General features: G+C 64.7%; 22 protein-coding genes and 1 other RNA gene. 8 read left to right on the forward strand and 15 right to left on the reverse strand.

All coding sequences use genetic code 11. From position 1 onward, the window contains the following. Positions 1-29 precede the first annotated feature (29 nt). From purH to C7411_RS16585, 5 genes are all read left to right on the forward strand, one after another. Positions 30-1,595, forward strand: coding sequence for a bifunctional phosphoribosylaminoimidazolecarboxamide formyltransferase/IMP cyclohydrolase (gene purH, locus C7411_RS16565; RefSeq protein ID WP_110385334.1), 1,566 nt, complete (start codon positions 30-32; stop codon positions 1,593-1,595). A 189-nt stretch (positions 1,596-1,784) separates the two neighbouring features. Further along, positions 1,785-2,327, forward strand: coding sequence for a crossover junction endodeoxyribonuclease RuvC (gene ruvC / locus C7411_RS16570; RefSeq protein ID WP_042262780.1), 543 nt, complete (start codon positions 1,785-1,787; stop codon positions 2,325-2,327). A 107-nt stretch (positions 2,328-2,434) separates the two neighbouring features. Continuing rightward, positions 2,435-3,016, forward strand: a complete 582-nt coding sequence (gene ruvA, locus C7411_RS16575) for a Holliday junction branch migration protein RuvA (protein WP_042262537.1) — start codon at positions 2,435-2,437, stop codon at positions 3,014-3,016. A gap of 98 nt (positions 3,017-3,114) precedes the next feature. After that, positions 3,115-4,191, forward strand: coding sequence for a Holliday junction branch migration DNA helicase RuvB (ruvB, locus tag C7411_RS16580; protein ID WP_110385335.1), 1,077 nt, complete (start codon positions 3,115-3,117; stop codon positions 4,189-4,191). A gap of 37 nt (positions 4,192-4,228) precedes the next feature. After that, entirely contained in the window at positions 4,229-5,173 is a 945-nt protein-coding gene (locus C7411_RS16585; RefSeq protein ID WP_110385336.1) for an oxygenase MpaB family protein, read from the forward strand. 162 nt (positions 5,174-5,335) lie between these two features. Here C7411_RS16585 and C7411_RS16590 read toward each other — a convergent pair whose 3' ends face one another. Genes C7411_RS16590 through tyrS form a run of 3 tightly spaced genes read right to left on the reverse strand, consistent with a single transcriptional unit; the run spans position 5,336 to position 7,783 of the window. Further along, on the reverse strand, positions 5,336-6,019 hold the full coding sequence (locus C7411_RS16590) for a histidine phosphatase family protein (protein WP_110385337.1): 684 nt from the start codon (positions 6,017-6,019) through the stop codon (positions 5,336-5,338). Between the two features lie 31 nt (positions 6,020-6,050). After that, a complete protein-coding gene (dtd, locus tag C7411_RS16595; RefSeq protein WP_110385338.1) occupies positions 6,051-6,521 on the reverse strand; it encodes a D-aminoacyl-tRNA deacylase in 471 nt (156 codons plus the stop codon). Then, a complete protein-coding gene (gene tyrS, locus C7411_RS16600) occupies positions 6,518-7,783 on the reverse strand; it encodes a tyrosine--tRNA ligase (protein WP_110385339.1) in 1,266 nt (421 codons plus the stop codon). The genes dtd and tyrS overlap by 4 nt, the downstream gene beginning before the upstream one ends. A 261-nt stretch (positions 7,784-8,044) precedes the next feature. Between tyrS and C7411_RS16605 the strand changes: the two genes are divergently transcribed. After that, positions 8,045-9,199 (forward strand): anhydro-N-acetylmuramic acid kinase, encoded by a 1,155-nt coding sequence (locus C7411_RS16605; protein ID WP_258365427.1) that lies wholly within the window; start codon positions 8,045-8,047, stop codon positions 9,197-9,199. A gap of 62 nt (positions 9,200-9,261) precedes the next feature. On the opposite strand, the gene erpA is transcribed toward C7411_RS16605, so the two are convergent. The 3 genes from erpA to rplM all read right to left on the reverse strand — a co-directional run bounded on the left by erpA (position 9,262) and on the right by rplM (position 10,682). After that, complete coding sequence (gene erpA, locus C7411_RS16610) at positions 9,262-9,627, reverse strand: iron-sulfur cluster insertion protein ErpA (RefSeq protein ID WP_110385340.1); 366 nt, start codon at positions 9,625-9,627, stop codon at positions 9,262-9,264. Positions 9,628-9,849: 222 nt separating this feature from the next. Further along, positions 9,850-10,242 (reverse strand): 30S ribosomal protein S9, encoded by a 393-nt coding sequence (rpsI, locus tag C7411_RS16615; RefSeq protein WP_028209425.1) that lies wholly within the window; start codon positions 10,240-10,242, stop codon positions 9,850-9,852. Positions 10,243-10,253: 11 nt separating this feature from the next. Continuing rightward, a complete protein-coding gene (gene rplM / locus C7411_RS16620; protein ID WP_027795838.1) occupies positions 10,254-10,682 on the reverse strand; it encodes a 50S ribosomal protein L13 in 429 nt (142 codons plus the stop codon). A 635-nt stretch (positions 10,683-11,317) separates the two neighbouring features. Between rplM and C7411_RS16625 the strand changes: the two genes are divergently transcribed. Beyond that, a complete protein-coding gene (locus C7411_RS16625) occupies positions 11,318-11,740 on the forward strand; it encodes an OsmC family protein (RefSeq protein WP_027795839.1) in 423 nt (140 codons plus the stop codon). A gap of 82 nt (positions 11,741-11,822) precedes the next feature. On the opposite strand, the gene rnpB is transcribed toward C7411_RS16625, so the two are convergent. The 3 genes from rnpB to pyrC all read right to left on the reverse strand — a co-directional run bounded on the left by rnpB (position 11,823) and on the right by pyrC (position 14,306). Next, positions 11,823-12,233: RNase P RNA component class A (gene rnpB / locus C7411_RS16630), an RNA gene on the reverse strand. Between the two features lie 70 nt (positions 12,234-12,303). Next, positions 12,304-13,254 carry a DUF3025 domain-containing protein gene (locus C7411_RS16635; RefSeq protein WP_373682598.1) on the reverse strand — a complete coding sequence of 317 codons (951 nt, stop codon included), beginning with the start codon at positions 13,252-13,254 and terminating at the stop codon, positions 12,304-12,306. Further along, a complete protein-coding gene (gene pyrC, locus C7411_RS16640) occupies positions 13,251-14,306 on the reverse strand; it encodes a dihydroorotase (protein ID WP_110385341.1) in 1,056 nt (351 codons plus the stop codon). The genes C7411_RS16635 and pyrC overlap by 4 nt, the downstream gene beginning before the upstream one ends. Positions 14,307-14,673: 367 nt before the next feature. Between pyrC and C7411_RS16645 the strand changes: the two genes are divergently transcribed. Beyond that, positions 14,674-15,582, forward strand: a complete 909-nt coding sequence (locus C7411_RS16645; protein ID WP_110385342.1) for a class II glutamine amidotransferase — start codon at positions 14,674-14,676, stop codon at positions 15,580-15,582. 73 nt (positions 15,583-15,655) lie between these two features. Here C7411_RS16645 and C7411_RS16650 read toward each other — a convergent pair whose 3' ends face one another. The 6 genes from C7411_RS16650 to C7411_RS16675 form a co-directional block, all read right to left on the reverse strand. Beyond that, a complete protein-coding gene (locus C7411_RS16650; RefSeq protein ID WP_042262564.1) occupies positions 15,656-16,381 on the reverse strand; it encodes an amino acid ABC transporter ATP-binding protein in 726 nt (241 codons plus the stop codon). Continuing rightward, the gene (gene gltK, locus C7411_RS16655; RefSeq protein WP_110385343.1) at positions 16,378-17,055 is read right to left on the reverse strand and encodes a glutamate/aspartate ABC transporter permease GltK; all 678 of its coding nucleotides are present in this window, start codon (positions 17,053-17,055) and stop codon (positions 16,378-16,380) included. The genes C7411_RS16650 and gltK overlap by 4 nt, the downstream gene beginning before the upstream one ends. Continuing rightward, on the reverse strand, positions 17,055-17,795 hold the full coding sequence (locus C7411_RS16660; RefSeq protein ID WP_069268437.1) for an amino acid ABC transporter permease: 741 nt from the start codon (positions 17,793-17,795) through the stop codon (positions 17,055-17,057). Before C7411_RS16660 ends, gltK begins: the two co-directional genes overlap by 1 nt. 89 nt (positions 17,796-17,884) lie before the next feature. Then, complete coding sequence (locus C7411_RS16665) at positions 17,885-18,778, reverse strand: glutamate/aspartate ABC transporter substrate-binding protein (protein ID WP_110385344.1); 894 nt, start codon at positions 18,776-18,778, stop codon at positions 17,885-17,887. A 246-nt stretch (positions 18,779-19,024) separates the two neighbouring features. Further along, entirely contained in the window at positions 19,025-20,311 is a 1,287-nt protein-coding gene (locus tag C7411_RS16670) for a Glu/Leu/Phe/Val family dehydrogenase (RefSeq protein WP_110385345.1), read from the reverse strand. A gap of 201 nt (positions 20,312-20,512) precedes the next feature. Continuing rightward, the gene (locus C7411_RS16675; RefSeq protein ID WP_110385346.1) at positions 20,513-21,469 is read right to left on the reverse strand and encodes a LysR family transcriptional regulator; all 957 of its coding nucleotides are present in this window, start codon (positions 21,467-21,469) and stop codon (positions 20,513-20,515) included. Positions 21,470-21,612: the final 143 nt, after the last annotated feature.

Below are 21,612 nucleotides of genomic sequence, written 5' to 3' on the forward strand. Positions count from 1 at the left end.
CCTCGATCTATCGGCAACTCTCCCACATCATGATCAAGCAAGCGCTCATCTCCGTTTCCGACAAGGCAGGCATTGTCGACTTCGCGAAATCCCTCTCGGATCTCGGCGTCAAGATCCTGTCGACCGGCGGCACCGCGAAACTGCTCGCGGATGCGGGCCTCCCCGTCACCGAAGTGGCCGACTACACCGGCTTCCCGGAAATGCTCGATGGGCGCGTGAAAACGCTGCACCCGAAGGTGCACGGCGGCATTCTCGCGCGCCGCGACCTGCCCGAGCACATGGCCGCGCTCGAAAAGCACGACATCCCGACGATCGACCTGCTCGTCGTGAACCTCTACCCGTTCGTTCAGACGGTGTCGAAGGACGAGTGCACGCTCGAAGACGCGATCGAGAACATCGATATCGGCGGCCCGACCATGCTGCGCTCGGCGGCGAAGAATCATCGCGACGTGACCGTGGTCGTCGACCCGGCCGACTACGCGAAGGTGCTGGAAGAGATGCGCGCGAACGGCAACACCGTGAGCTACGCGACGAACTTCCGCCTCGCGACCAAGGTGTTCTCGCACACGGCGCAGTACGACGGCGCGATCACGAACTACCTCACGAGCCTCACCGAAGCGCTCGAGCACAAGTCGCGCAACACCTACCCGGCGGTGCTGAACCTTGCATTCGACAAGGTTCAGGACCTGCGCTACGGCGAAAACCCGCACCAGAGCGCCGCGTTCTACCGCGACCTCACGACGCCGGCCGGCGCGCTCGCGAACTACACGCAGCTCCAGGGCAAGGAACTGTCGTACAACAACATCGCCGACTCGGACGCGGCATGGGAATGCGTGAAGACGTTCGACGCGCCGGCCTGCGTAATCATCAAGCACGCGAATCCGTGCGGCGTGGCGATCGGCGCGAACGCGCTCGAAGCCTACTCGAAGGCGTTCCAGACCGACCCGACCTCGGCGTTCGGCGGCATCATCGCGTTCAACCGCGAAGTGGACGAAGCCGCGGCGCAGGCCGTGGCGAAGCAGTTCGTCGAAGTGCTGATCGCGCCGTCGTTCTCGGCAGCGGCCAAGGCCGTGTTAGCCGCGAAGCAGAACGTGCGTCTGCTTGAAATCGCACTGGGCGATGGCCATAACGCGTTCGACCTGAAGCGCGTGGGCGGCGGCCTGCTCGTGCAATCGCTCGACGCGAAGAACGTGCAGCCGCACGAACTGCGCGTGGTGACGAAGCGTCACCCCACGCCGAAGGAAATGGACGATCTGCTGTTCGCATGGCGCGTCGCGAAGTTCGTGAAGTCGAACGCCATCGTGTTCTGCGCAAACGGCATGACGATGGGCGTGGGCGCGGGCCAGATGAGCCGCGTGGACTCGGCGCGCATCGCCAGCATCAAGGCCGAAAACGCGGGCCTCAAGCTCGCGGGCACGGCAGTCGCCTCGGATGCGTTCTTCCCGTTCCGTGACGGCCTCGACGTGGTGGTCAATGCCGGCGCGACCTGCGTGATCCAGCCGGGCGGCTCGATGCGCGACGACGAAGTGATCGCCGCCGCCGACGAGCACAACATCGCCATGGTGATGACGGGCATCCGCCACTTCCGGCACTGATCTTCGCCGCCCTGGTTGCATGCGGCGCGTGACCTGCACGTGACGCGCCGCTTGTGCAAAGCCCGCCGGACTTGCGTCTCGCGGGCTTTTTCTTTGGGCCGCGCGCCCTGTTCGCTCGCGCCTTCGAGGCTCGCGGCCCAGGTGCCGTTCGTTGTACCATCGCAGGCACATCCGTCTTTCCCGCATTTCATGAGAATTCTCGGCATCGATCCTGGCTTGCGCGTCACCGGCTTCGGCGTGATCGAGCGTCACGGCCATCAGCTCACGTACGTCGCAAGCGGCGTCATCCGCACCGCCGATGCCGATCTGCCCACGCGCCTCGGCACCATCTTCGAGGGCATTTCCACGCTGATCCGCCAGCACGCGCCCGACCAGGCCGCCATCGAAAAAGTCTTCGTCAACGTCAATCCGCAGTCGACCCTCCTGCTCGGCCAGGCGCGCGGCGCGGCCATTTGCGGACTGGTTTCGGGCGGCGTGCCGGTGGCCGAGTACACCGCGCTGCAGCTCAAGCAGGCCGTGGTGGGCTACGGACGCGCGACCAAGGAGCAGATGCAGCAGATGGTCGTGCGCCTGCTCGCCCTGACCGGCACGCCCGGCACCGACGCCGCCGACGCGCTTGGCATGGCGATCTGCCACGCGCACGGCGGCGACGCGCTCGCCGCGCTCGGCGGGCTTGCGCCGGCGCTCGCGAAGAAGGGCATGCGGGTACGCCGCGGACGGTTGATAGGCTGAATGCGTAAATGATGCGCCTGGCCGGGCGACCAACGTTCTGGCCGCGCGCGCCGTACGGCCCTGGCCTGGGCTACACTCCTGAGCTTTCCCTCATCACAGAACCCGCCATGATCGGTCGCATTGCCGGCGTATTGCTGGAAAAGAACCCGCCGCACCTGCTCATCGACTGCAACGGCGTCGGCTACGAAGTCGACGTGCCGATGAGCACGTTCTACAACCTGCCCGGCACCGGCGAAAAAATCGTGCTGCTCACGCAGATGATCGTGCGCGAGGACGCGCATCTGCTCTTCGGCTTCGGCACGCAGGAGGAACGCTCCACGTTTCGCGAACTGCTCAAGATCAGCGGTATCGGCGCTCGCATGGCGCTCGCCGTGCTCTCGGGCATGAGCGTGAACGACCTGGCGCAGGCGGTCACGCAGCAGGATGCCGCGCGCCTCACGCGCGTGCCCGGCATCGGCAAGAAAACGGCCGAGCGCCTGCTGCTCGAACTCAAGGGCAAGCTCGGCGCGGACCTCGGCGCGATGGCCGCCGCCGCTTCGCCTTCCGATCACGCGAACGACATCCTCAACGCGCTGCTCGCGCTCGGCTATTCGGAGAAGGAAGCGCTCGCCGCGATCAAGAACGTGCCCGCCGGCACCAGTGTTTCAGAAGGCATCAAGCTCGCGCTCAAGGCGCTTTCCAAGGCCTGATCGCCTGGCGTACGCTCGAGGCGAGCTGTTAGTTGCGACGCCATCACGGTGCCCGGGACGGCCCCGCCGCCGCCTGGTCTGCGCGGTACAATCGCTGCATGATCGAAACCGACAAACTCGCCGCCAACCACGCCAGCGCCGACCGAGTGATCGCCGCCACGCCCGCCTCGACTCATGAGGAAGCGTTCGAACGCGCGTTGCGCCCGCGCCAGCTCGACGAATATGTCGGTCAGGAAAAGGTGCGCGGCCAGCTCGAGATCTTCATCGAGGCTGCGAAGCGCCGCTCCGAACCGCTCGACCACGTGCTGTTGTTCGGGCCGCCGGGCCTCGGCAAGACCACGCTTGCGCACATCATCGCGCGCGAAATGGGGGTCAATCTGCGGCAGACGTCGGGCCCCGTGCTGGAGCGCGCGGGCGATCTTGCGGCGCTGCTCACCAATCTCGAAGCCAACGACGTGCTCTTCATCGACGAAATTCACCGGCTCTCGCCGGTCGTCGAGGAAATCCTGTATCCGGCGCTCGAGGACTACCAGATCGACATCATGATCGGCGAAGGGCCGGCCGCGCGCAGCGTGAAGCTCGACCTCCAGCCGTTCACGCTCGTGGGCGCAACCACGCGCGCGGGCATGCTCACGAATCCGCTGCGCGACCGCTTCGGCATCGTCTCGCGTCTGGAGTTTTACAATTCAGGCGAGCTCTCGCGCATCGTGCAGCGCTCGGCTTCGCTGCTTGGCGCACAGATTCACCCTGACGGCGCGCTCGAAATCGCGCGCCGCTCGCGCGGCACGCCGCGTATCGCGAACCGCCTGCTGCGCCGCGTGCGCGACTACGCGGAGGTGAAGGCCGACGGCGCGATCACCGCGAAGGTCGCCGACGCTGCACTGCGCATGCTCGACGTCGATCCCGTGGGCTTCGACCTGATGGACCGCAAGCTGCTCGAAGCCATCCTGCACAAGTTCGACGGCGGTCCGGTGGGCGTGGACAACCTTGCCGCCGCGATCGGCGAGGAACGCGACACGATCGAGGACGTGCTCGAACCGTATCTGATCCAGCAGGGCTATCTGCAGCGCACGCCGCGCGGGCGCATAGCCACGCAACTGAGCTACCGCCACTTCGGCCTCACGGTGCCGGACGATGCGTCAACGGGCGGCGACTGGGAACCGGACGCGTCATAAGGCGCGCAAGCCCCGACGCAGCGCGAGCGAGAGCACGATGTCCGATCACGCCGGCCTTCCTCCCAACGCGCCTGAACCGACCGGCCTTGCCGGTCAACTCGTGCGCCGCCTGCGCATGACGCTCGCCGAAAACATCACGCATCTCACCACGGGCAGCGGCCCGAGACTCGATTACTCGAATCCGCCTGGCGACCCCGGCCTCTTCGGCCCGGACGCCGTCTGCTGGAAGGTCCACGCCGATTTCGCCGCGATGATGGCAGGCGGCGTCAGCGCGCTGCTGCTGCAGGCGCTGCATCCGCTTGCGCTCGCCGGGGTGTGGGACCATTCGACGTTTCGCATCGACATACTCGGGCGGCTGCGACGCACCGCAACGTTCATCGCCGGTACGACTTACGGCAGCCGCGCCGACGCGCTTGCGCTGATTGAACGCGTCAGGCGGATCCACCTCGCCGTGACGGGCACTGCGCCCGATGGCCGCCCCTATCGCGCAAGCGATCCTGCGTTGCTGACCTGGGTGCATGTGGCCGAAGTTTCGAGCTTTCTCGGCGCGTATTTGCGCTTCGTGAATCCCGCGCTGCCCGGTGCGATGCAGGATCAGTACTACGCCGAAGTCGCGCGCATTGCTGAACTGCTGGGCGCGACGAACGTGCCGTGCTCGCGCGCCGAAATCGCTGCGTATCTGCAGTCAATGCAGCCCGAACTCGTCGCAAGCGAGCGCACGTTCGAAGTGGTGCGCGTGCTCATGCAGGCGAGCGCGCCGCGCCCGGGGATGCGCCCCGCTGGCGCGCTGATCAGGAACGCGGGCATCGACCTGTTGCCGCCCTTCGCGCAGCAGATGCTCGGCTTCGATTCATTCGCCTTCGCACGCCGCGCCATGGTGCGGCCCGGCATGCTCGCCGTCGCGCCTGTATTGCGCTGGGCGCTCGTCAACGGCGTCTCGAAACGCGCGCGACGGCGGGCTGCAGCAACGCCCGCGAAATAAGCGCTGCGCAATAAAAAACGGCCAACCCGCCCGCGCAGGTTGGCCATTTCATCAGCGGCGCTCGATGCGACTGCGCGCGGCTCGCGTGCTTACGTCTTCACGACGTCGAGCAGCGTCTTCCTGCCCGCCTTGTCGTTGTATGTTGTCCGTCGTCGCGCCCAGTTAACGCCCCGGCTCGGGCGTGCGCCTGAAGCCGTCGTCGGCGCTGACACCACCCAGATGGGCCACATCGCCCCACGCGACGACGCGCGCCTGCATCACGTAGTCGTCGCGTTCGAAATCGACGACGTTGACACTCGTGTTGAGGAGCGGCCACGCGCGCGGCGCGTCGAGCGCGAGGCCGTTCGCGAAGCGGTACACGCAGTCGAGCACGCCGCCGTGCGCGACACACGCAATGCGGCCGCCCGCATGCCTCGCCAGGATCGGCTCGAGCGCGTGCAGTACACGGTGGTAGAACTCGCGCTGCGACTCGCCTTCGGGCGGTGCGAAGCCGGGGTCGCGCGTTTGCCAGTGCGCGTATTCGTCCGGAAAGCGCTCGGCGATTTCGTCGCTGTCGTGGCCCTGAAACGCGCCATAGTTGCGCTCGCGCAGGCCTTCGGTGAGCTGCACCGGCAGACCCAGGGCTTCGGCAACGGGCTGCGCCGTCTGTTGCGCGCGCAACAGATCGCTCGACCAGATGGCGTCGAGCCGCGCACCCGACTGCGCTTCATCCGCTAGCCGCGCGCCGAGTCGCTGCGCCTGCGCCTCGCCGCTTTCCGCGAGCGGAATGTCGATATGTCCCTGGATGCGCTTGATGCGGTTCCAGTCCGTTTCGCCGTGGCGGATAAAGAGAATCTGGGTGTTCATGGTCAAAAGCGCGTAGTCAAAAGCGCATGGTTCAGTTGCGCACTTGCAGCCAGAACGTGACGGGGCCGTCGTTGACGAGCGACACCTGCATGTCGGCGCCGAACTCGCCGGTCTCGACGCCCGGATGCTTCTCGCGCGCGGCGGCGACGAAATAATCGAACAGGCGCCGCCCCTCTTCGGGCGGCGCGGCCGGCGTGAAGCTCGGGCGCAGACCGCTGTTCGTGTCGGCCGCCAGCGTGAACTGCGAAACGAGCAGCAGGCCGCCAGCGGCGCCGTTGCCGTCGATGTTCTGCACGCTCAGGTTCATCTTGCCGGCCGCGTCGCTGAACACGCGATAGCCGAGCAGCTTCGCGAGCAGCTTGTCGGCGTTGGCCTCGGTGTCGCCGCGTTCGGCGCAAACCAGCGCGAGCAGCCCCTGGCCGATCGCGCCGGTCACGCGCTCGCCGCCGCCGTCGGCCACGCGCACCTCGGCGCGGCGCACGCGCTGGATCAGCGCAATCATGCGGTAAGTGTCACGCGCGCAAAGCGGCGCTTGCCCACCTGCACGACGAACTCGCCGGCTTCGACCTTGAGGCCCTTGTCGGAGACGGTCGCGCCGTCGATTTTCACGCCGCCCTGCTCGATGTTGCGCAGCGCTTCGCTCGTGGACGGCACGAGCCCCGCCTGCTTGAGCAACTGGCCAATGGCGAGGGGCGCGCCCGCGAGCGTGATCGACGCAATGTCGTCCGGCACGCCGCCCCTGGCGCGATGGTTGAAGTCTTCGAGCGCGCGCTCGGCGTCGGCCTGCGAGTGAAAGCGCGCGACGATTTCCTGCGCAAGCAGCACCTTGAAGTCGCGCGGGTTGCGGCCCGCTTCGATTTCGCGCCTGAATCCTTCGATTTCGTCCATCGGCCGGAACGAGAGCAGCGTGAAATAACGCCACATCAGCACGTCGGAAATGCTCATGAGCTTGCCGAACATGTCGTTGGGCTTCTCGCTGATGCCGATGTAGTTGTTCTTCGACTTGGACATCTTCTCGACGCCGTCGAGGCCTTCGAGCAGCGGCATCGTGAGAATGCACTGCTGCTCCTGGCCATATTGCTTTTGCAGTTCTCGGCCAACGAGCAGGTTGAACTTCTGGTCCGTACCGCCAAGCTCGAGGTCCGCATTGAGCGCGACCGAGTCGTAACCCTGCATGAGCGGATACAGGAATTCGTGGATCGAGATGGGCACGCCGCTCTGGAAGCGCCTCGTGAAATCCTCGCGCTCGAGAATGCGCGCAACCGTGTAGCGCGACGCGAGCTTGATCATGCCGTCGGCACCGAGCGGCATCGACCATTCGCTGTTGTAACGAATCTCGGTCTTTTCGCGGTCGAGCACGAGCGCGGCCTGCTCGAAATACGTTTTCGCGTTCGACTCGATCTGCTCGCGCGTAAGCGGCGGACGCGTGGCGTTGCGGCCCGACGGGTCGCCGATGAGCGAGGTGAAGTCGCCGATCAGGAAGATGACGGTGTGGCCGAGATCCTGTAGCTGGCGCATCTTGTTGAGCACGACCGTGTGGCCGATGTGGATGTCGGGCGCGGTCGGGTCGAGGCCGAGCTTGATGCGCAGCGGCGTGCCGGTGGCCGCGCTGCGGGCGAGCTTTTGCTCGAATTCTTCTTCGATCAGCAGTTCGTCCACGCCGCGCTTCGTGACGGCAAGCGCGTGACGGACTTCGTCGGTGACCGGAAAGGCGTCTTTTGCGCCGGTGCTGGCGCCGGTGCTGGAGTGGGACTCGTTGCTCATGCTTCGATCGGTTCTGTCGTTAAGTCTGGGTCTAGACCGTAATTTTACGTGATTCGCCTCGCCGGGCCGAGGTTTGAGATTGTGCGGGTCGCGCGCAAGGCGTTTGCCCGCGGCGCGCGCCGACCCTGAACCGGAATCAGGTGCCAGACTCATCCACGTCGCGCAGGCTGCCAACAGTCAGCCTTTCGGCTTACGCCCGAACGGCATTGCGCCGATAATTCCCTCGCAGGGCACTGAATTGCATTGATCAAGGAGCACAACGTGGCGCCACGCGACGCACGAAACGAGAGCGCACACGCCGCCGACGGCGTGTATTTCGGCCTGATGTCGGGCACGAGCATGGACGGTGTGGACGGCATTGCCGTGCGCTTCGAGGCGGGCCAGCGGCCAGTCGTGCTGGCCGAGGCGTTCGTGGGCTTCGCACAGGGACTGCGCGAAGCGCTCTTTTCGTTGCAGCAGCCAGGCGAGAACGAGATCGAGCGCGAAGCGCTCGCCGGCAACGCACTGGCCGCCCGTTATGCGGTGTGCTGCCACGAATTGCTGCGCGGGAGCAACGTCCCTCCCGCGGAGGTGCGCGCGATCGGCGCGCACGGGCAGACCGTGCGGCATCGGCCGGAGAAGGGCTACACCGTGCAGATCCAGAACCCGGCGCTGCTCGCGGAACTCACGCATATCGACGTGATCGCCGACTTCCGCCGCCGCGACGTCGCCTCGGGCGGCCAGGGTGCGCCGCTCGTGCCCGCGTTCCACGCGACGCTGTTCGGCTCACAGGAAGAAACGCGCGTGGTCTGCAACCTCGGCGGCATCAGCAACATCACGGTGCTCTCCTCGACAGGCGCCGTGCGCGGCTTCGACTGCGGCCCGGCCAACGCCCTGCTCGACCTGTGGGCCGAACGGCACCTCGGTAAGCCCTACGACGAGAACGGCAAGTTCGCCGCGAGCGGCAATCTGCATCAGCCGCTTCTCAATGCCCTGCTGGACGAACCGTTCTTCGAGCTGCAGCCGCCCAAGAGCACGGGCCGCGATCTTTTCAACGCCCGGTGGCTCGACGACAAGCTCAAGGGCTTCGAGTCGCTCACGCCCGCCGACGTGCAGGCCACGCTGGTCGCACTGACCGCCATGAGTGTCGCGCGCGAGATCGAGCGTCACGCGAGTGATTGCCGCGCCGTGTATGTCTGCGGAGGCGGCGCGCGCAATACGGCATTGATGGCGGCGCTGCAAGAAGCGCTCGAAACGGGCGGTGTGGCGGGCGTGCCGGTCACGACCACCGAGGCGCTCGGCGTCCCGCCGCATCAGGTGGAGCCGCTTGCTTTCGCGTGGCTCGCGATGCGCTGTGTAGCACGCGAACCGGGCAATCTCGCGGCCGTAACCGGAGCTGCAGGCGAGCGCGTGCTGGGCGCGATTTATCCGCGTTGAGCGGGCGCACACAAATAAAAAAACGGGGCCGAAGCCCCGTTTTTTTTATTGCAGCAAATCGATCAAACCGAGAACGACGAGCCGCAACCGCACGTGGTGGTCGCGTTCGGGTTCTTGATGACGAATTGCGCGCCGTTCAGATCGTCCTTGTAGTCGATCTCGGCGCCGACGAGGTACTGATAGCTCATCGAGTCGATCAGAAGCTGGACGCCGTTGCGGTTCATCACGGTGTCGTCTTCGTTGACCGTTTCGTCAAACGTGAATCCGTACTGGAAGCCCGAGCAGCCGCCGCCCTGCACGAATACGCGCAGCTTCAGCTCCGGGTTGCCTTCCTCGTCGATCAGTTGCTTGACCTTGTCAGCCGCTGCTTCGGTGAAAACGAAGGGACCGGGCATTTCGGTCGCGATAGTTTCGGTGACAGCGCTCATTCGAACTCTCCAAAAAAACTTCTAGCCGCTATTGTAGGGCTCTTCCCGATATCGTGCTTAAGCCCACAAAATCAAGGGTTTCTCCAGATTGTCGCTGCTTGCGCGCCACACGGGCGGCACGCCGGCAAAAGCGAAAAAGCCGCCCGGCGCACGGAGCGCGGACGGCTTTTGCAGCAGCACTGCACCTCGCGAGGGGCGCAGGCGCCAGGCGCCAATCTGAAATTAACGCTTCGAGAACTGCTTGCGGCGACGTGCCTTGTGGAAACCGACCTTCTTACGTTCCACTTCACGTGCGTCACGCGTGACGAAGCCAGCTTGCGACAGTGCCGGCTTGAGCGTTGCGTCGTAGTCCATCAGCGCGCGCGTGATGCCGTGGCGAACTGCGCCGGCCTGGCCGGTTTCGCCGCCGCCCGTCACGTTCACCTTGATGTCGAACGTCGTGCCGTGGTTCGTGAGTTCCAGCGGTTGACGCACGATCATGAGCGACGTTTCGCGCGAGAAGTAGTCGGCGATGGGCTTGCCGTTGACGACGATTTCGCCCTTGCCCGACTTGATGAAGACACGAGCGACGGCGCTCTTGCGGCGGCCCGTACCGTAATTCCAGTTACCGATCATGTGGGCTCCCCTTAGATCTCGAGCGCCTTCGGCTGTTGCGCCGAGTGCGGGTGCGTTGCGTCAGCGTAGACCTTCAGCTTCTTGATCATCGCGTAGCCGAGCGGGCCCTTCGGCAGCATGCCCTTCACGGCCTTCTCGAGCGCGCGGCCCGGGAAGCGTTCCTGCATCTTGCCGAACGTCGTTTCGTAGATACCGCCCGGGTAGCCCGAGTGACGGTAGTACTTCTTGTCGGTGGTCTTGTTGCCCGTGACCTTCAGCTTGCCGGCGTTGATGATGATGATGAAATCACCCGTGTCGACGTGCGGGGTGAACTCAGGCTTGTGCTTGCCGCGAAGACGGCGTGCCACTTCGCTGGCGACACGGCCGAGAACCTTATCCGTCGCGTCAATCACGTACCATTCGCGCTGCACTTCATGTGCCTTGGCGGAAAAAGTCTTCATGATCGATCCAAAAAAATGCTGTGCCCTGTTTTGGTCCTGCTTGTATGGTGACGTTCGTTGACGTCGGCGCAGGCTCTCCCTGGTTCGAGTTTCCCCGTCTCCGCGCAGGCATGGATGCGGAGAACCTACGATTATAAAGGGAAATTTGGCCGAGAGTCAAAAAATTGCTTGCGGTGGGGCGGATACGGCCCAAAGCGAGGGCGGCAGACGAAAAAAAGCCCGAACGCATTTGTTCGGGCTTAATCCACTCTTTGGAGGAGGGTGGAGGAGACATGCTGAGGTGTCGTGAAGCACGACAACCAATGAAATGAATTATACGGATGGGCGTTGTGCGGCGCAAGGACATTTGCATTGCGAAATACAACTCCATAATGTGAAATGACATTAAACCGGTACACCAGCAGAAAATTGATTAAAAATCAATCGCTTGCAAAGCACACACGCGAAAAGCATGCAAGACCACTAGAGCAAAACCCCTAATTGCGCAAGGGAAATCCATCTTGTTCAAAGGTGCCGCGACGCAACATTCAAGCACGGGGCATAAGGCGCGCGCCGCCGTGTCCTCCCCGGACATACCAGTAAGGCGCGGGCTACAATGCCGTCTGAATCAGGAAACCGCGCAGGGGCATACGCACATGGAATGCAAAGTTAGCTGGATGGGTCAGGACGGCATGGCGTTCGCGGCCGAAACGGGCAGCGGCCACCTCGTCAACATGGACGGCGCACCGGAAGGCGGCGGCCACAACCTCGCGCCGCGGCCGATGGAAATGGTGCTGCTCGGCACGGGCGGCTGCACCGCCTACGACGTGGTGCTGATCCTCAAGAAGAGCCGCCAGGAAGTGAGCGGCTGCAGCGTGACGCTCAAGGCCGAGCGTGCGAGCGAAGACCCCAAGGTCTTCACGAAGATCCACTTCCACTTCACCGTGACCGGCAAGAACCTGAACCCGGCCACCGTGGAGCGCGCAATCAACCTCTCGCACGACAAGTACTGCTCGGCGTCGATCATGATCGGCAAGACCGCCGAGATCACGCATACGTTCGAGATCGTCGCGGCTTAAGGTCTGCGGCAAAAATCGGCGGCAAAAGAAAAAGCCGGCGCGGTTTGTCGAAGAACCGCGCCGGCTTTTTGCATGAATGAGGCTGCAAAGCAGGCCGATAAGCCGGATTCTGTGCACACGCCGCGTCCGAAGACGCGCCGCGCGTGGCAGCCATTCCTCTAGGCGCGCCATTGCTGACGCGCTCAAGCTTCCTACCCGCAGACGGAATGGGGGCCCCATCCTGCATCCCGAAGATGCGCGCCTGCCTACTTGGAATTGCTCCGGGTGGAGGTTACCGTGCCGTCTACGTCACCGCAGACGCGGTGCGCTCTTACCGCACCGTTTCACCCTTACCTGATCCCGACCGAAATCGGGCCATCGGCGGTCTGTTCTCTGTTGCCCTGTTCCGCGTGTCGCCACGGATGGCCGTTAGCCATCACCCTGCCCTATGGAGTCCGGACTTTCCTCGCCTCTTTGGCCGAAACCTCGGAGCCGCGACTGCCTGGCCTGCTTTGCGAGGCGCGATATTAGCACGCGCGGGCGCGCTGCGCCGGGGGCCGGATCGATCGCCGCCCGGCGGGCGTTTAGCGAGTCCGGCGGCCGGCGCGAAAGACTGAGGTGTCGTCGTAGAACGACGGGTCCTCGTTTTGCGCCCACCAGCCCGGAATGCCGAGCACCGGCAGCGGTGCGAAGCTGCGCCCGTTGAGCGCGTCGAGCGTCGCGTCGGCGGCGAGCATGTCGCTCACTGTCTCGTCCAGATACACGTCGCGTTGCGCGCGCGGCCACGTGAAATACGCTTGCGGCACCTCGACCACCCATGCGTGCGCCGTGCACGCCGCGTAAGGCGAGATCATCTTTTCGAGCAACGCATGGCCGAATACGCGGACTTCGCAGCGCGCCGCGCCAATCGTCTCCCCGAAAGGCGCTTCCCAGCCTGCGCGCTGCGCCACGAACAGCATGCGCCAGTCGAAGCCGCGCAACGCCGCTATCAGCGGCGCATCCGATGAGGCGAAGAGCACCGCGTTCTCGTCGAACAGCGTGAGCGCGTCGCGCACGCCGCCGCGCGTGGGGCCCACGCCCCGCACGTCGATCGCCGCGGCCTGGCGCGCGTTCAGCGTCGCCTTGATGCGCGGGAACGCAAACCAGGCGAGCGCGTTGAAGAAGTCGTGGAGGTTGTGGCGCGTCGGGACGCACCCCGTCGCCGCGATATGCGCCTCGTAGGCCGAGCCCTCGGGCAGGTCGTGCTGGGCGATGAAGCGCAGCGGCCGGCCGCGGCCCGTGCTTTGTGCGGCAGCCAGCGCATCGGCGTTCAGTTCATCCAGGTACGCCGCGTATCCCGCCAGCGCGGCCTGCTGCCAGCGCCGGCCGCGTGCTTCGTGTTGCGCGAACCACGGGCGGGCCCAGTCGATGTCGGTGAAACTGCCGAGCGGCATGGTCCGGCGCGGCGCGCGCGCGGGCATCGGTGCGTGCGCATCGACTGCGCCGATCAGACCAGCCGTTGCGCCCGCAGCCACGCCCTGCCCCGCCTCGTTCAAGCGAGTTTCCAGCCTATCGTCTCGCCGCCGCGCAGCGGCACGACGGGCGTGTCGCCTGCCTCGACTTCGGCGGGCAGCGTCCAGCGCTCGCGTTGCAGCGTGACCGTTTCGGTCGCGCGCGGCAGGCCGTAGAAGTCCGCACCGTAGAAGCTCGCGAAGCCCTCGAGCTTGTCAAGCGCGCCGGCATTGTCAAACGCTTCGGCGTAGAGCTCGAGCGCGTGCAGCGCCGTGTAGCAGCCCGCGCAGCCGCATGCGTGCTCTTTCAGCCCCTTCGGGTGCGGCGCGCTGTCGGTGCCGAGGAAGAAGCGATGATCGCCCGAGGTCGCCGCCTCCACGAGCGCCACGCGATGCGTCTCGCGCTTGAGCACGGGCAGGCAGTAGTAATGCGGACGAATGCCGCCCTGGAAGATCGCGTTGCGGTTGTACAGCAGATGATGCGCGGTGATCGTTGCGCCGAGCAGGCCGGGCGCGGCGTGATCGGCGCGGATGTAGTCGACGGCGTCCTTCGTCGTGATGTGCTCGAACACCACCTTGAGACCCGGAAAATCGCGGCGCGTCGGAATCATCACGCGGTCGATGAAGACCTTCTCGCGGTCGAACAGGTCGATGTCGGCGCTCGTCACTTCACCGTGCACGAGCAGCGGCATGCCCGCTTCCTGCATGGCCTCGAGCGTCTTTGCGCACTTGCGGAGGTCGGTCACGCCGGCATCCGAATTCGTCGTCGCGCCCGCCGGATACAGCTTCACGCCGTGCACGAAGCCGCTCGCCTTCGCGCGGCGGATTTCCTCGGGCGGCGTGTTGTCGGTGAGATAGAGGGTCATCAGCGGCTCGAACGTCGAGCCCGCCGGCAACGCCGCGAGAATGCGCTCGCGGTAGGCGGCGGCCTGCGCGGTCGTCGTGACCGGCGGCTTGAGGTTCGGCATGATGATCGCGCGGCCGAACTGGCGCGCCGTGTGCGGCAGCACGGCCGCGAGCATCGCGCCGTCGCGCACGTGCAGGTGCCAGTCGTCGGGGCGGGCGAGCGTGAGAGTCGTGGGGGAGGAGGCGTTCATGGCAAGAGTCTGGCGCGGTAGTGAACCAACGGCGGTATGAGTGAACGGCGGCAAGTTCGCTGGAACGCGCTCAGGCTGCCGGAAATTCCGGGCATATCACGGTGAAAAACGCGGCGCCGAACGATGCTGATCGAATCCGCGCGCTGCCCGCACCGTCGCGTGCACACGACAATCCGCGCTGCATCGACCGCGGCACGCGCCCTGGCACGCACCCTTCCACGCAGGCCTGCAATGCATCCGACAAATTTCGTATTGGCGAGCCGCAGGCCGGTGATATGCTTGGAAAATCATTATTGTAACGGGTCGACGGCGGGTCCCGCCTGGCACTGCAGCCGCCGTCCCGGTCGCATTACGCACCATCAGCACCATGTGCCAACTTCTCGGAATGAATTGCGCCGCGCCGACGGACGTCACGTTCTCCTTCACAGGATTCGCGGCGCGCGGGGGCGCCACCGATCACCACGCCGACGGCTGGGGTATCGCGTTCTTCGAGGACAAGGCCTGCCGCCTCTTCATCGACAACGAGGCCTCGGCGCGCTCGCCTATCGCCGAGATGGTCAAGCACTACCCCATCAAGTCGCGCAACACCATCGCCCACATCCGCAAGGCCACGCAAGGCAACTGCGCGCTCGAGAACAGTCACCCGTTCCAGCGCGAGCTGTGGGGCCGGCACTGGATCTTCGCGCACAACGGCGACCTTCAGGACTTCAATCCGGTGATGTCGGGCGTCTACCAGCCGGTCGGCACGACCGATAGCGAGCGCGCGTTCTGCCTGCTGCTGCAGGGCTTGCGCAAGGCGTTCCCCGGTGCGCAGCCGCCGCTCGCCGAGCTGTTCGCGGCGCTGGAGTCGCTCACGCGCGAGGTCACGCAGTTCGGCGTCTTCAACTTCCTGATGTCGAACGGGCAGGCGCTGTTCGCGCATTGCTCGACGCATCTCTACTATCTTGTACGGCGCTGGCCGTTTTCGACGGCCCATCTCGTCGACGCCGATGTCTCCATCGACTTCGCCAAGTACACGACGCCCGAGGACCGCGTAGCCGTAATCGCCACCGCGCCGCTCACCGACAACGAGGTCTGGACGCGCTTCGCCCCCGGCGACCTGCTGATGTTCCAGCACGGCGACGTGATCGCCCAGGCGAGCGTGCCGGTGCCGCAGAAGGTGCTCGACAAGCTCGCCAACCCTTCGCTTGACGCGTCGGCGAGCGCACCGTGCGCCGCTCAGCCGGGCGAGATCGACCCGGAAGCCGTGGCCGCCCTGCAAACCTGGGGCGAGTAGGCCGGTCGAAGGGAGCAGCCCCAAACGAAAAGCCGCGCATCGAGCGCGGCTTTTTTTCGAAGCGTGCACAGCCTCAGTGCAGGATCTTCGCCAGAAAATCCTTCGCGCGATCCGACTTCGGGCTCGCAAAGAAGGCTTCCTTCTGGTCGTCCTCGACGATGGCGCCCTTGTCCATGAAGATCACGCGGTGCGCGACCTTCTTGGCAAAGCCCATTTCGTGCGTCACGCACATCATGGTCATGCCTTCCTGGGCAAGCTCTACCATCACGTCGAGTACCTCGTTGATCATCTCGGGGTCGAGCGCCGAGGTCGGCTCGTCGAACAGCATGGCGATGGGGTCCATCGACAGGGCGCGCGCAATCGCCACGCGCTGCTGCTGGCCGCCCGAGAGCTGCCCCGGGAATTTGTCGGCATGCGCGCGCAGGCCCACGCGGTCGAGCAGTTTCAGGCCCTTTTGCGTGGCCTCGTCCTTGCTGCGCCCGAGCACCTTGATCTGCGCAAGCGTGAGATTCTCGGTAATCGACAGATGCGGGAACAGTTCGAAGTGCTGAAACACCATGCCCACCTTCGAGCGCAGCTTCGAGAGATTGGTGCGCTTGTCGCCCACCGACTCGCCGTTCACGAGGATCTCGCCCTGCTGGAACGGTTCGAGCCCGTTGACGGTCTTGATGAGCGTGGACTTGCCCGAGCCCGAGGGCCCGCACACGACCACCACCTCACCCTTCTTCACTTCCGTCGTGCAGTCGGCCAGCACCTGGAAATGGCCGTACCACTTCGAAACGTTCTTGATTGAAATCATCTTGCGACCTTTTTCTGAAGACCTTTGACAAGGCTCGACGCGATCACGCAAATCACGAAATAACACGCGCCCGCGAACAGTACCATCTCGACCATCGTTCCGTCACGGTCGCCGATATTGGTGGCGGTACGGAAGAAGTCGGCGAGGCTGATCACGTACACGAGCGAGGTGTCCTGAAACAGCACGATGGCCTGCGTGAGCAGGAGCGGCACCATCGCGCGGAACGCCTGCGGCAGCACCACGAACTGCATGGCCTGGCCGTAGCGCATGCCGAGCGCGAACGATGCGTTCACCTGCCCGCGCGGCACCGCCTGAATGCCGGCACGAATGATCTCCGAATAATACGCGGCCTCGAACAGCGAGAACGCGATCATCGCGGAAGCGAGGCGGATGTCGATGTCGGGCGACAGACCCAGCACGTTTTGCAGCACCTGCGGCACGATCAGGAAGAACCACAGCAGGACCATCACGAGCGGGATCGAGCGGAAGATCGTGACGTAGCCCTTGGCGAACCATTCGAGCGGCTTCACGCCGGAAAGCCGCATGAGCGCGAGCAGCGTGCCCCAGAGAATGCCGACCGCGATCGCGCACAGCGTGATCTTGAACGTGATGATCGCGCCCGTCCACAGCGTGGGCAGCGCGCCCGGAATGCCGCTCCAGTCGAAGTGATGCATCACTTGCCTCCGATGTAGCCGGGCAGGCGCGACTTCGCCTCGACCCAGCGCATGAGCGTCATGACGACGAGATTGATGAGCACGTAAGCGAGCGTGACGGCAATGAACGACTCGTAGGTCTGCGCCGTGTAGTCGACGAGCTGACGCGCCTGGGCCGACAAATCGAGCAAGCCGATCGTCGAGGCGACCGCCGAGTTCTTGAAGATGTTGAGAAACTCGGAGGTGAGCGGCGGCACGATGATGCGGTACGCCACGGGCAGCAGCACGTAGCGGTACGTCTGCCACTGCGTGAAGCCCATCGCGAGGCCGGCTGCACGCTGGCCGCGCGGCAGCGCGTTGATGCCCGAGCGCACCTGTTCGCACACGCGCGCCGCGGTAAAAAGCCCGAGACACACGACCGACGCCGAAAAGAACTGCACGCCCGGCGGCGATTGCTTGAACGCATTGCCTATCGATTGCGGCACGATCTCCGGCAGCACGAAGTACCAGATGAAGAACTGCGCGATAAGCGGAATATTGCGGAAGATCGCCACATAAACGGTGCCGACGCCCGCGAGAAACCTGTTCGGCACCGTGCGCAGCACGCCGAAGAACGACCCGACGATGAGCGCGATTACCCATGCGCACAGCGACACCGAGACCGTCACCCAGAGACCGGAGAGGATCCAGCCGAGGTATGTGGTGGGTTCGCCCGTCGAGACCGGGCTGAGCAGTATGCCCCAGTTCCAGTGATAGGACATCAGGAGACTCCAAGAAAAAGAACGGAAGAAGCGGCGCTTCTTCCGTTCCGTGCTAAACGCTGAATGCGGGTCGACCGGCCGGGGCCGTGTTAATCGATCGCCTTGTCGTTCGGATTCTTGAACAGCGCTTTCATGTCGTCGCTCATCGGGAAGTTCAGGTTGAGACCCTTCGGCGGGATCGGCGACTCGAACCACTTCTTGTAGATCGTTTCGCCTTCGCCCGAGGTCTGGACCTTGGCGATGGCGTCATCGGCGACCTTCTTGAACTCGGGGTCGTTCTTGCGCATCATGCAGCCGTATGCTTCACGCGACTGCGGCTGGCCGACGATCACGAAGTCGCCCGGATTGTTCGACTTGGCGCGCTCGCCCGCGAGCAGTGCGTCGTCCATCATGAACGCCACTGCGCGGCCCGTGGAGAGCGTCATGAACGACTCGCCGTGGTCCTTCGCGCTAATGATGTTCATGCCCATGCTCTTGTCCTGGTTCATCTTGCGCAGCAGGCGCTCGGACGTCGTGCCCGCCGTCGTCACGACGGTCTTGCCCTTGAGGTCCGCGAAGTCCTTGATGCCCGAATCCTTCTTCGTCATGAGGCGCGTGCCGATCACGAAGATCGTGTTCGAGAAGGCGGCCTGCTGCTGACGTTCGGCATTGTTCGTGGTCGAGCCGCATTCGATGTCCACCGTGCCGTTCTGCACGAGCGGAATGCGGTTCTGCGACGTGATGGGCACCATCTTGACCTTCAGGCCAGGCATGTTCAGCTTCTGCTTGACGGCCTCGACGATCTTCATCGCGTAGTCCTGCGAGTAGCCGATCACATTCTGCTTGTCGTCGTAGTACGAAAAAGGAATGGACGACTCGCGGTGCCCCAGCGAGATGACGCCCGTGTCCTTGATCTTCTTGAGCGTGCCTGCGTCCTGCGCGAAAGCGCTGGTGGCGACGAAACCAAGGAGTGCGAGCGCAGCGGCGGTCTTTTTGATGTGCATTGTTTTCTCCGGTACAGGAACCGCCGCCAGTTTATCAAAGTAATTTTTTTGAAAGAATCAAGAATGACCCTGGCGCAACGCCTGAATGTGCGAAGGCGGACGCCCCCTTGTGGAGGACGTCCGCCTTCCATGCGCCTTGATGTGCAGCGCAAAAGCCTGTCACGGCGCAGTCATGGATTCGTCACTTCGCTGCGCGCCCTGGCTGGCGCGGCGCGCGACGTCGCAACGCCTGCCAACCGCGCGCAATCAGGGATACAGACCGCGCATTTCGCGCGCCATCAGGATGCGCTTACATGCAACGATGAACGCCGCGGTACGCATCGAGACCTTCTGCTCGCTCGACACTTGCCACACGGCCGTGAAGGCCTCGCGCATCACGCGTTCGAGGCGTTCGTTAATTTCGTGCTCGGTCCAGAAGAAGCTCGAGAAGTCCTGCACCCACTCGAAGTACGAAACGGTCACGCCGCCCGCGTTCGCCACCACGTCGGGGATCACGAGCACGCCCTTGTCGTGCAGGATGTCGTCGGCTGCCGTCGTGGTCGGGCCGTTCGCGCCTTCCACGATGATCTTCGTGCGGATCCTGCCCGCGTTCTTCTCGGTGATCTGGTTTTCCAGCGCGGCCGGAATGAGGATGTCCGTTTCGACGCTCCAGAATTCCTCGTTCGCCATGACTTCGGCGCCCGAAAAGCCCGCCACGCCACCCGTTTTCGCAACGTGCCCGAGCAGCGCTTCTGCGTTCATGCCGCTCGAGTTGTAGAGCGAGCCGGTATGGTCCTGCACGGCGACGATCTTCGAGCCCGCTTCCTGGAACAGGCGCGCGGCAATGCCGCCCACGTTGCCGAAGCCCTGCACCGCAATGCGTGCACCGTCGATCGAAAGACCCGTGCGGCGCGCAGCCTCGCAGCCGACCACGAACACGCCGCGCCCCGTGGCTTCGCGGCGGCCGAGCGAGCCGCCGAGCGAGATGGGCTTGCCCGTCACGACGCCCGTGGCCGTCTGGCCCTGGTTCATCGAGTAGGTGTCCATCATCCACGCCATGATCTGCTCGTTCGTGTTGACGTCCGGCGCGGGAATGTCGGTGTTCGGTCCGATGATGATGCCGATTTCGCTGGTGTAGCGGCGCGTCACGCGCTCGAGCTCACCCCGCGAAAGCGTGCGCGGATCGACGCGGATACCGCCCTTCGCGCCGCCGTACGGCACGTTCACTGCAGCGTTCTTCACCGACATCCACGCGGACAGCGCCATGACTTCGGAGAGCGTAACGTCCTGGTGATAACGCACGCCGCCCTTGCCTGGACCGCGCGAGACGTTGTGCTGGACACGATAGCCTTCGAAGTGCGCAACGGTGCCGTTATCGAGTTCGATGGGGCAGTCGACGATCAGGATGCGCTTCGGACGCTTGAGCGTTTCGAGCCAGCGCGAGAGCGAGCCGAGATACGGCGCCACGCGGTCGACCTGACGAAGATAGTTGCCCCAGGGGCCGAGATCGTCGGCGTGGAGATAGGAAGGAACCGACTGCAGTTGGGATGACATGAACGCTCCGATCGAACAAGTGGTGCCATTGTCAGAAAACGCCCACGTGAAATCCAATGCCGTTTGATCATCCCGTTATGCTTTTCGTGCATAACGTCACCGAAGTCGAAAAAACCTGTCGCAGGCTCCGTGCTGCAGGCCTTGCAGACTGAAATAGCCTGTCTGTTCGCGCGGCTGCCGTGAGTTCAGCTTGCCGCTGCGTCAGCGCCTGCCCTGCGCAAGTTCCTCGCTGACCGCCTCCCACAGCTCGCGCACGAGCGCCTGGCGCGCATCGTCGCCCTGCGTCGCGAGCTTGTCGCGATACAGGCGGATCTCCATGTCGAGCGTGAACTGGCCTTCCGGCACACCGCGCGTGCCGCGGTCGAGGCGGATCAGCTCGCCCTGGGCCACGGCGTCTTCGACCGCGCTGTGCGGCAGGAAGGCGATGCCGTGACCGGCCAGCGCCATCGCCTTGAGCCCTTCTGCCATGTCCGTCTCGTACACGCGGTCCAGATAGAGCCGCGCCGGTGCGTTGGCAACGATCACCTCGGTCATGCGGCCGAGATACGCGTTCGGCGTATAGGAGAGATACGGTGCGGGCGCATCGGGCGTGCCGGGCAGCGTGTAACGCGCACGACCCGCGCGCTGCGGCGCCGAGTACGGGCTGATCGACTCGATGCCGAGCGTCAGCGTGTCGTAGCGCGCGGGGTCGAGCGTGACGGGGTGGCTCGGGTGGTGATAGCCCATCACGAGGTCGCAGCCGCCCTCCACGAGCGAGAGCACGGCGTCGTGCACGTTCAGCGCGCGCAAGCGCGTGTGGATGCGGCCGAGCTTCGCCTCGATGCGCTGCAGCCAGCGCGGAAAGTACGTGAGCGAGAGGGTGTGCGGCACCGCGAATTCGATCGTCGCCGCAGGCGTGGCCGTGTGGCCGCGCAACAAGGTGCGCGCCTCGTGAAACTGCGAAAGCATCGCGAGCGCCTGCTCGTAGAAGACCTGGCCCGCAGCGGTGAGGCGCGTCGGATAAACCGAACGATCGATCAGCTCGGTGCCGAGCCACGCTTCGAGCGCCTGGATGCGGCGCGAGAAAGCCGGCTGCGTCACGTGGCGCAGTTCGGCCGAGCGACTGAAACTATGCGTCTCGGCAAGCGAGACGAAGTCTTCGAGCCATTTGAGTTCCATGCGGGGCCAGCGAGCGGATGAGAAGTCCGCATTCTAGGCCCGCGCTCGCACGTCTGGGCGCCGGCGCGGCGAATATCGCGCGGCGCACCGGCCGCGCCACGTCAGTTGCCGACAGCGCCGCCCACGGCCCCTGGCGGCAAGGT

The organism is Paraburkholderia silvatlantica, from assembly GCF_003096715.1.
Lineage (GTDB): Bacteria > Pseudomonadota > Gammaproteobacteria > Burkholderiales > Burkholderiaceae > Paraburkholderia > Paraburkholderia silvatlantica.

Coding starts and splice junctions, on each gene's coding strand:
- purH (WP_110385334.1), top strand. CDS start 30: ATGATCAAGCAAGCGCTCATCTCCGTTTCCGACAAGGCAGGCATTGTC.
- ruvC (WP_042262780.1), top strand. CDS start 1,785: ATGAGAATTCTCGGCATCGATCCTGGCTTGCGCGTCACCGGCTTCGGC.
- ruvA (WP_042262537.1), top strand. CDS start 2,435: ATGATCGGTCGCATTGCCGGCGTATTGCTGGAAAAGAACCCGCCGCAC.
- ruvB (WP_110385335.1), top strand. CDS start 3,115: ATGATCGAAACCGACAAACTCGCCGCCAACCACGCCAGCGCCGACCGA.
- C7411_RS16585 (WP_110385336.1), top strand. CDS start 4,229: ATGTCCGATCACGCCGGCCTTCCTCCCAACGCGCCTGAACCGACCGGC.
- C7411_RS16590 (WP_110385337.1), bottom strand. CDS start 6,019: ATGAACACCCAGATTCTCTTTATCCGCCACGGCGAAACGGACTGGAAC.
- dtd (WP_110385338.1), bottom strand. CDS start 6,521: ATGATTGCGCTGATCCAGCGCGTGCGCCGCGCCGAGGTGCGCGTGGCC.
- tyrS (WP_110385339.1), bottom strand. CDS start 7,783: ATGAGCAACGAGTCCCACTCCAGCACCGGCGCCAGCACCGGCGCAAAA.
- erpA (WP_110385340.1), bottom strand. CDS start 9,627: ATGAGCGCTGTCACCGAAACTATCGCGACCGAAATGCCCGGTCCCTTC.
- rpsI (WP_028209425.1), bottom strand. CDS start 10,242: ATGATCGGTAACTGGAATTACGGTACGGGCCGCCGCAAGAGCGCCGTC.
- rplM (WP_027795838.1), bottom strand. CDS start 10,682: ATGAAGACTTTTTCCGCCAAGGCACATGAAGTGCAGCGCGAATGGTAC.
- C7411_RS16625 (WP_027795839.1), top strand. CDS start 11,318: ATGGAATGCAAAGTTAGCTGGATGGGTCAGGACGGCATGGCGTTCGCG.
- pyrC (WP_110385341.1), bottom strand. CDS start 14,306: ATGAACGCCTCCTCCCCCACGACTCTCACGCTCGCCCGCCCCGACGAC.
- C7411_RS16645 (WP_110385342.1), top strand. CDS start 14,674: ATGTGCCAACTTCTCGGAATGAATTGCGCCGCGCCGACGGACGTCACG.
- C7411_RS16650 (WP_042262564.1), bottom strand. CDS start 16,381: ATGATTTCAATCAAGAACGTTTCGAAGTGGTACGGCCATTTCCAGGTG.
- gltK (WP_110385343.1), bottom strand. CDS start 17,055: ATGCATCACTTCGACTGGAGCGGCATTCCGGGCGCGCTGCCCACGCTG.
- C7411_RS16660 (WP_069268437.1), bottom strand. CDS start 17,795: ATGTCCTATCACTGGAACTGGGGCATACTGCTCAGCCCGGTCTCGACG.
- C7411_RS16665 (WP_110385344.1), bottom strand. CDS start 18,778: ATGCACATCAAAAAGACCGCCGCTGCGCTCGCACTCCTTGGTTTCGTC.
- C7411_RS16670 (WP_110385345.1), bottom strand. CDS start 20,311: ATGTCATCCCAACTGCAGTCGGTTCCTTCCTATCTCCACGCCGACGAT.
- C7411_RS16675 (WP_110385346.1), bottom strand. CDS start 21,469: ATGGAACTCAAATGGCTCGAAGACTTCGTCTCGCTTGCCGAGACGCAT.